This is a genomic window from Ruminococcus sp. CAG:57, assembly GCF_000435935.1.
GTDB classification, from domain to species: Bacteria; Bacillota; Clostridia; order Oscillospirales; family Ruminococcaceae; genus Hominimerdicola; species Hominimerdicola aceti.
In genome coordinates, this window is the sequence record NZ_FR890718.1 from 46733 (window position 1) to 48105 (window position 1373).

The following is a 1373-nucleotide window of genomic DNA, read 5'->3' on the forward strand; positions in this document are numbered from 1 at the left end:
GGTATCAGCTGACCGAAGATCAGCAAAAGGCATTGTTTAGGAAAATCATTGAAGATGGGAGTAGTTTAGAAAATGAAGGAAGAAGTGGATTACACCGAAGCGGTGGAGAAAGCGAAGCAAGGTGATCAGCAGGCTAAAGAAGTGCTGTACACAGAAACTTGTCAGCATATGTTTTTCCTTGCTAAGAGCATCGTCAAAAGTGACGAGGAAGCAATGGATATTATCCACGACAGCTACATATGTGTATTTCAGAAATTAGACAATATAAAGAACTTATCCGGTTTTAAGTCTTATCTGAGAACAACAGTAGTAAACAGATGTAAGAATTATCTTAGTAAGAAAAAGCCTTTATATCTGTCAGATATGACAGAGGACGGCGAGGATTTCGAGCTTGAGGACATTGACGGCGAGATACCTGACGAGCTGCTTGAAAACAAGGACGTTATCGAATGTGTACGCAGGGTAGTTGAAAGCCTGCCTGAGGAGCAGCGTATGTGTGTGATACTCAGGTATTACGATGAAATGAGTTTGCAGGAGATAGCAGACACACTTGAAGTTTCTTTGGGTACTGTGAAAAGCAGGCTCAGCAGAGCGTCTAAGAAAATGCGTGACGAGATAGAACGCCTTGAGAAAGAAGAGAACAAGAAGTTCAGATGTATCATTCCGTTCTTCTGGCTCAGAGCTGGTCTTGAGGGTATGGAGAATGAAACTGATGTGCCTAAGGCACTTGACGTTAAAGTATTTGGAAAATCTATTAGAAGAGGGGTATCAAAAATGGCGAGAAACATTATTGTTGCGGCAGCAGCTTTGGCGATAGCAGGAGGGGTATATCTTACCGCTTGCGGAAATGACGAGGGCAAGAAAGACACAACAAGCAGCCTTGCGGACACAAGTTCAGTATCTTCCGCAGCTGAGGAAAGCAGCTCTAAGGCTGAGGTGAAAGAGCCTAAGGTGTTTGAATGCGAGCTTGAGGCAGGCAGCGAAATGACCGCAGCTGAACTTGCTGCAAAGCTGAGCAGTGATAAGATCGACACAGCTGCATTTGCCAGCGGCGAAGAGAAGATCACACTTGACAAGCTGGGCGTACAGAGCATTTCACTTAACATCAAGCTTGCCACAGGAGAGGAAGAACTCTGGAACATCACAGTAACGGTAGTAGACAGTGAGAAACCCGAATTTACGGGTATCAAGGAGAAGTATGAAATTACAGAGGGCGGTAAGCTCCCTGATTTCAAGAAAGGGGTATCCGTGAAGGATAACTACGATGAGAGTGTAGAGTTCACAGCGGAGCTTGACGGCAAGGCAAAGAAGTCTGATTACAAGGCTGGAAAATACACTATCACTTACAAGGCGAAGGACAGCAGTGGTAATGA

At 44.7% G+C, this 1373-nt stretch carries 1 protein-coding gene; it reads left to right on the forward strand.

Annotation, left to right across the window (positions count from 1 at the left end; all coding sequences use genetic code 11):
* Positions 1 to 72: 72 nt before the first annotated feature.
* On the forward strand, positions 73 to 1373 hold a 1301-nt coding region (locus tag QVO88_RS05765; protein WP_288177808.1), incomplete at its 3' end, for a sigma-70 family RNA polymerase sigma factor.